The organism is Bacillus sp. JJ722 (assembly GCF_036963345.1).
GTDB lineage: Bacteria > Bacillota > Bacilli > Bacillales > DSM-1321 > Bacillus_AD.
This window is the reverse complement of the sequence record NZ_JBALMO010000150.1, coordinates 1-7,173: the sequence shown is the minus strand read 5'-3', so window position 1 is coordinate 7,173 and position 7,173 is coordinate 1. Positions and strand designations below refer to the sequence as shown.

5 protein-coding genes are annotated in these 7,173 nt (G+C 38.0%); 4 read left to right on the top strand and 1 reads right to left on the bottom strand.

All coding sequences use genetic code 11. The annotated features are described in order from the left end of the window. Positions 1 to 205 precede the first annotated feature (205 nt). From V7014_RS17730 to V7014_RS17715, 4 genes are all read left to right on the top strand, one after another. Positions 206 to 2,161 (top strand): putative thiazole-containing bacteriocin maturation protein, encoded by a 1,956-nt coding sequence (locus tag V7014_RS17730; protein ID WP_335508825.1) that lies wholly within the window; start codon positions 206 to 208, stop codon positions 2,159 to 2,161. Further along, complete coding sequence (locus V7014_RS17725) at positions 2,158 to 4,101, top strand: TOMM precursor leader peptide-binding protein (RefSeq protein ID WP_335508823.1); 1,944 nt, start codon at positions 2,158 to 2,160, stop codon at positions 4,099 to 4,101. Before V7014_RS17730 ends, V7014_RS17725 begins: the two co-directional genes overlap by 4 nt. Before the next feature lie 22 nt (positions 4,102 to 4,123). Next, on the top strand, positions 4,124 to 5,692 hold the full coding sequence (locus V7014_RS17720) for a SagB family peptide dehydrogenase (protein ID WP_335508821.1): 1,569 nt from the start codon (positions 4,124 to 4,126) through the stop codon (positions 5,690 to 5,692). 254 nt (positions 5,693 to 5,946) lie between these two features. Beyond that, positions 5,947 to 6,672: a toast rack family protein gene (locus tag V7014_RS17715; RefSeq protein ID WP_335508820.1), complete on the top strand. Its 726-nt coding sequence runs from the start codon at positions 5,947 to 5,949 to the stop codon at positions 6,670 to 6,672. A gap of 109 nt (positions 6,673 to 6,781) precedes the next feature. Here V7014_RS17715 and V7014_RS17710 read toward each other — a convergent pair whose 3' ends face one another. Beyond that, entirely contained in the window at positions 6,782 to 7,120 is a 339-nt protein-coding gene (locus tag V7014_RS17710) for a hypothetical protein (protein ID WP_335508818.1), read from the bottom strand. Positions 7,121 to 7,173: the final 53 nt, after the last annotated feature.

Here is a 7,173-nt window from a genome sequence, read left to right as displayed (position 1 = left end):
GGTGGATGCGGTGGTTGTGGCCGCTGTGGACGTTGTGGCCGTTAATAGTTCTGTTCTTTCAAAACGAAGGAGATGTCCCTGCATTAATCGTTGCAGGGACTTTTTCTCTTTAGGATTAGACATATGAGACAAATTGTCATACATAGGATAGGAATGAAGGTAATGATACAGATTTTAGAACAAGCCATGGGTTAGGAGGATAGGCATGATAAATTTGAACCCTTCAATGCGTCTGAAAGTGAAAAGGGATACTTTCTTTCTCCCCGATCAAAACAGAGGCGTCTATTTTCGGAATAATGTAAGTTCATTTCGTATGGAAGGCAGTACGATTATCCAGTGGGTTGAAAAACTTTTGCCAATGTTCAATGGAAAGCATACGTTAAAGGAACTGACAGATGGTTTACCTGGTTCATATCGAGATAGGGTTTTCGAGATTGCGGAAGTTTTATATCGAAATGGGTTTGTTCGAGATGTAAATCAGGATCGTCCGCATCAATTGTCGAAACAAGTTCTTGATAAATATGCTTCTCAAATTGAGTTTTTAGAAAGCTTTGGAGATTCGGGAGCTTACCGTTTTCAATCCTATCGTCAAGAGAAAGCGTTAGCAGTTGGATCGGGGCCTTTTTTTGTTTCGTTAGTTTCTGCATTGATTGAATCAGGATTATCGAAATTTCATATTATTATTACGGATTCAGTACCGACCAATCGACAGCGTTTAAGGGAAATCGTGACACATGCTAGAAAGACAGATCTCGAAGTAACAGTTGAAGAGATTCACATGGATATAGAATGTGAAAGTTCTTGGCGAGAGATTGTGCAACCATTTGATTCAATCTTGTATGTTTCACAGGAAGGTGATTTAGAGGAATTACGAAAAATTCACGCAATTTGCTTGCAAGAAAATAAGTTGTTTTTGCCAGCAATCTGCCTTGGGCATGTAGGCCTTGTTGGTCCGTTGGTGAACTCAGAGTCTAAGGGATGCTGGGAGAATGCATGGAGTCGATTACATCGAACAGTCCTTAATGAAGACTGTCAATCTTCTTCTTTTTCTTCAACAGCAGGAGCAATGTTAGCGAATGTGATAGCATTTGAATTATTTAAAGAAACCGCAGGAATGAACGAATGGAAACAAAATAATAAATTTTATTTGTTAAATATGGAAACTTTAGCAGGAAGTTGGCACCCTTTCATGCCTCATCCGCTTGTAAATGGAAATATTGCTGCTAAATGGGTTGATGATTTTGTTATAAGACTTAAACAAAAATCAATGGAAAGCGAACCAGGAAAATGGTTTTTATCCTTTAGTATATTGACTTCGGATCAATCAGGTATTTTCCATAGATGGGATGAGGGAGATTTACATCAGCTACCACTTGCTCAATGCTTTGTACAGGTAGTTGATCCTCTGTCGGAGGGTCCAGCGGAGCTTTTACCAGAAATCATTTGTAGCGATTTAACACATGAAGAAGCACGAAGGGAAGCTGGTTTAACAGGAATTGAAGTGTATGTGTCGCATACAGTCAGACAGCTTATAACTACTTTACCTTCACATAAAGAATGCTCCATACAGCCAGAGGAGTTTGTTGGTGTTGGAATAGGTGAAACATTTGCTGAAGGTGTTTGTCGTGGATTACAAAAATGTTTAGATGAAGTATTAAGGAATCAAGAGTGTAGTGTGAATAACCACGTCGCACAGGTAAAATTGGAAGCAGTAGAAGATGAACGTTGTCAATATTATTTGAAGGCGCTAACTACAATGCAAGGTCCTCCGAGCTTACGTTTAGGAAAGGAAGTTTTCGGCTTTCCTGTTGTATGGGTCGGGATAAGTGACAAATGGTACGGCTGTGTAGGTTTGAATATGACAATGGCACTTCGGCATGCGTTACAAAACGCTATTATGAAAGCTCAAAATAAAAAAGATTATTCTCTGTTGCGTGGTTTGGAAGTTGAGGCTAACTTTCAAGATGTAAAGATACAACGAAGACTTATCATTCCGGCGCTTGATGAGACGACTCATTCTGATCTGTTACAAACTGCAATGCAAATTTTAAAGCAGAATCATAAGCGTTTAGCAGCTCTCGAGCTTGAATTGGAACCAGTTTTCAAAGAAGAATTGGCTGGTGTGTTTGGTGTGTTATTGCGAGAGGAGGAGCCAAGGTGAATAGGGTGGTATTGGTAGTTGGAGATGGAGTGTTAGCAAATCTTGTATGTAAAGAACTGACCAACCAATATCAGGTCATTCACCAGACTGATCTCGAGGCAGGTATACCGAAAACGACTGATATAGCTTTAGTGTTGCATGATGGTTGGAATCCCTCCATTCATTATCAGGCGGAAGAAGTTTTTCGGTCGGCGGGTGTTGGATGGCTTCGTGGTTTTGTATCATTTGGTGAGGGAGTGGTTGGTCCTCTGGTTCGGCCTGATACGATAGGGTGCTCTAAGTGCGCTGATATGAGGCGTTTTATGGCAGGGAGAGACCGAAAAGAAATGTGGGATATACAATTGTTCATACAAGAGAATGGAGGAACAGAACGTGACGTAGCGGCATCACGTACGGGACTTTTACAGATGGCTAATTTGATAGGGGTGGAAGTCCAGAAATTTTTAAACGAGGATCATCCTAACTCGGAAGGGAAAGTCGCGTTGCTTAACTTGAACACTTTGAATTCGTCATGGCATTCTTTTCTTCCTGACCCGTTATGTTCAATTTGCAGTCAATTACCTGTTGATTCTCCAACTGTAGCTCAAATATCTTTACAACCAAGTCCTAAGATTAGTCCGGATAGTTACCGAAGCCGTTCGATGGATGATTTGGGTAAAGTTTTGGTTAAAGACTATCTAGATCAAAAAATGGGTTTTTTAAATAATAAAATGATCGATCTTGTACCTCCATTTGCTGATGCAAGTGTTAATTTACCTTTGATTATTGGTGATGAAGGAACAGCGGGTCGGACTAATTCGTATACAATTAGTGTGTTGACTGCTATTTTAGAAGGCTTGGAGCGGTATTGTGGTATGGAGCCACGTGGTAAAAGGACGGTTATTCATGATAGCTATAACAATGTTAAACATCAAGCACTTGATCCTCGACAGCTAGGTGTGCATTCAACAGATAATTATAAACAACAGGGGTTTCCGTTCCAACCGTTTGATGATCATCGACCAATCAATTGGGTGTGGGGCCATTCGTTTTTACAGGATCGTCCGATTTTAGTTCCGGAGCTTCTTGCTTACTATAGCTTAGGGTGTGGAGAAGGTTTTGTCTATGAAACTTCCAATGGCTGTGCTATAGGTGGAAGTTTGGAGGAAGCCATCTTTTATGGAATTATGGAAGTGGTGGAACGTGATTCGTTTCTACTGACTTGGTATGCACAATTGAATCTACCACGTCTCGATCCATATTCTGCAAATGATGAAGAATTGCACTTGATGATTGATCGAGCACGGGCGGTTGCAGGATATGAAATCTATTTGTTTAATTCGACAATGGAACACGGCATTCCAAGTGTATGGGCTATGGCGAAAAACACAAAACAAAAAGGAGTGAATATTATCTGCGCTGCTGGAGCCCATTTTGATCCGATACGGGCGGTGAAAAGTGCGGTTCATGAGCTTGCTGGCATGATGCTAACACTTGACAAGCAATTTGAAGATAACCGAGATGAATATGAAAAAATGTTTCACAATTCTACATTAGTTCAGCAGATGGATGATCATGGGATGCTGTTTGGTTTGCCTCAAACAGAAGAACGGTTACATTTTTTGCTAGACGATGACCGTCCGATGCGAACATTTGATGAGGAATTCAAGAGTAAAACAAAACATTCAGATTTGGTAGATGATTTGAAGGATATTATGCAAGAATTTCGTCGGTTAAATCTTGATGTAATTGTGGTAAATCAGACAACACCTGAAATTGAGCGGAATGGGTTGCATTGTGTGAAGGTGTTGATTCCTGGAATGTTGCCAATGACATTCGGGCATCATCTTACGAGAGTTACAGGGCTAGAAAGAGTACTAACGGTACCGATGAAACTCGGGTATGTGAGTCAACCTTTGACCTTTGAACAGCTAAATCCGCATCCACATCCATTTCCATAAGTGCTGATTAGGAGGTAGCAGGATGGCTCTTGATACATTTTTGCATAATCTACACTTTAACGTTGAAAAATTGAGTCCACCGAATTGGGAAGTAGATTGGGATGATGCACCACTACCGTATAAGCTTTACCGTGGCTTACAGACGTTTCCATTTTCTTTAGAGGTACGGCTGACTCTTGAAGAAAGGAAAGTAGCCTCTATACCTAACTTTCACACAATCGGTGATTTCCTTTGGTATGTGTACGGTCTAACTCAGTATAGTGAAACAATCTTTTCATTGGATTCAACTGAAGAAATAGATTTATTTCAATCGTTTCGACGCTTTGCCCCTTCTGGAGGAGCATTGTATCCAAATGAATTATACGTATATCTAAAGATGGATGATTTACCAAATGGTGTCTACCATTACGATGTAGCTCATCATCGACTAGTGCTATTACGAGAAGGGAATTTCGATTCATATATTGGCTCGGCTCTTGGTGAAAGATGTGATTTATCATCCTGTTTTGGAACTGTCTTTGTATCGACAATGTTTTGGAAAAATTACTTTAAATATAATAATTTTTCTTATCGGCTTCAAGGTATGGATACGGGTGTACTAATTGGACAGTTATTGGAAGTAGCAAAACGGTTTGGGTTCGAATCGGCGGTATACTTTCAATTTCTTGATCGTGCTATTAATCATCTGCTTGGCTTAGGGGAAGAAGAGGAGAGCACGTATGCAGTTATCGCACTTTCAATGGAATCTGCATGTTATTTGTCTACTAGTAATAAACTGGATCCGAATGTAACCACTGGAACATTATGTCGTGAATTACCATCCATTCAACATAATCATTATATGCGTTCACTTAGAGTGAAAGAGTTTCCGATGTTAGTTAGCATGAATGATGCGTCTAAAATCGAATCTACACAATCTTTTAAACGAATTAATATGAATGAAAATATACTTGGAAATGGACATAGGATAGATTTACCCCATACATCGCGATTATCTTATGACCTGTCACTTGCGTGTCGGAATCGATTTTCACCAGAGATGGATTTTACTTTAGGGAAGGTAAGCAAAGAAGATCTCAGCGCCATAATGCATGAGGCAACAGCTTCTTTCTTATACCGTAATGATTTGGATTCTCTGCCTATAAATCAAAATTCTCGTGTTTCATTATATGGGTGTCTGTATAACATTGAAGATATAACAGCTGGAGCTTATCAATATGACAATGTAGCTCATGCTTTAAAAGAGATACAACTAGGAGACCAGCGGCTTCATCTTCAATATGGATTATCTCTAGATAATGTAAATATGCAACAAATTCCACTATGTTTGCATGTCGTAGGTGATCTTAATCATTACAAAGAAGCATTAGGATACCGAGGATACCGCATACAGCAGATGGAAGCGGGAATGCTTGTTCAACGCTTATTGATAGCTGCGTCAGCTCTTGGAATGGGAGGGCATCCGTTACTCGGATATAATGTGAAGTTGTGTGATGACTTATATCAATTGAAAAAGGAAACATGTTTAATCCAAATACCGATTGGATATTATCGAAATCGGGCTTGGTTGAAGGGGAGTCTGCGAAGCTAAATAAAGTATTGCTGATTCAATCAAAGCACTATTAATTTGGTAGGTGTATCCAATTTTAATAGGACATGCGTGAAAAATCCCCTAATTGTCTATTACGCCTTTAGTCTTATGAAAAAATATAGCTTCAGCTTCATTTGAAAAATGGTAGGGCATCATATGATTAAAGAGTGCTATTGTTAAATTAAACCAAATTCTGTTTTGGGTATTTGGTTAAAACAAAAGGACAAGAAGACAAAAGAAACGGAGACGAAGAAATGAAAAAATCATTAGGTATTGGAATTATTTTTAGTATGCTATTAATTGTATCTGGTTGTAGCAGTAACAGCATTCCTACAGTAAAAGGAAAAGTAAAAGAAGAATCGATTTTAATTGAAAAGGACAAAGCAAAAGAATTAGATGTAGAACTTAAAGTAGGAGCTGGGGAATTAACGGTTACAAAAGGGGCAAAAGACTGGGTTGAGGGGAGTATTAAATACAATACGAAAAAGCTAGATCCAATTGTTGATTATGACTATCAAAACCAAAAAGGGGAAGTGGTAATTAAACAGAAAAAAAATAAATTCTCTAAGGTCAGAAATGCTAAAAATGACTGGAATATAAAGCTATCAAAAGACGTTCCAATGAAACTTTCGGTAAATACAGGTGCTTCGGTTGCAAAATTAGATTTACAAGGTCTAAAGCTTCAGCAATTAAACATTGAAACGGGTGTTAGTGATCTTACTGTTGATTTGAGCGGTAAGTGGAAAGAAAGTTTTGAAACTAATATTGAAACGGGAGTTGGGGATACAACATTTATCTTACCTTCAGAAGTAGGAGTGAAAATTAAGAGTAGTAAAGGTATTGGAGATATCGATGCCAAAAACTTTATTTCTAAAGGTGACGGGGTTTATGTAAACGAAGCTTATGAAAATGCTGATGTGATTTTAGATGTAAATGCAGAAATAGGTATTGGAGTAGTTACATTCAAATTAGATAAGTAATCATATTCAAAAGATAAAGCCAAAAAAGATGACTTGTGTAAAAACAAAGTCATCTTTTTCGTATTAAAATTAATATCGTTTCATCATTGATAAAGGACTCGTTAATTATTTAGATGACTGTAGCATTAAATTTATAACTTTGCCATCTTGCCATATCATATTGATTTAATTCTGCTTTAATAATCATATACCCTTTATCTAAATGCGAGGTTAAATCTTTTAGAATTAGAGGATGAGAAGCTCTGATTTTCATATTCAATAAGTCTTTACTTTTTCTAGTAAGGGTAAATGGACCCTCAAACTCTAATTTACTTTGAATTTCAATTGATTCGCCAGTATGTAGATGAATAGAATGGAGGGTTCCATTACAATGTCGAACACATTCAAGGAATCCATTCCAATTAAAAGGATGCATACTATCAGGCTGGATTTTATACATTTTTTCCATCATAAACACCACTTATTTGAATTATTATATTTTAATTAAGATGATAATAAAAT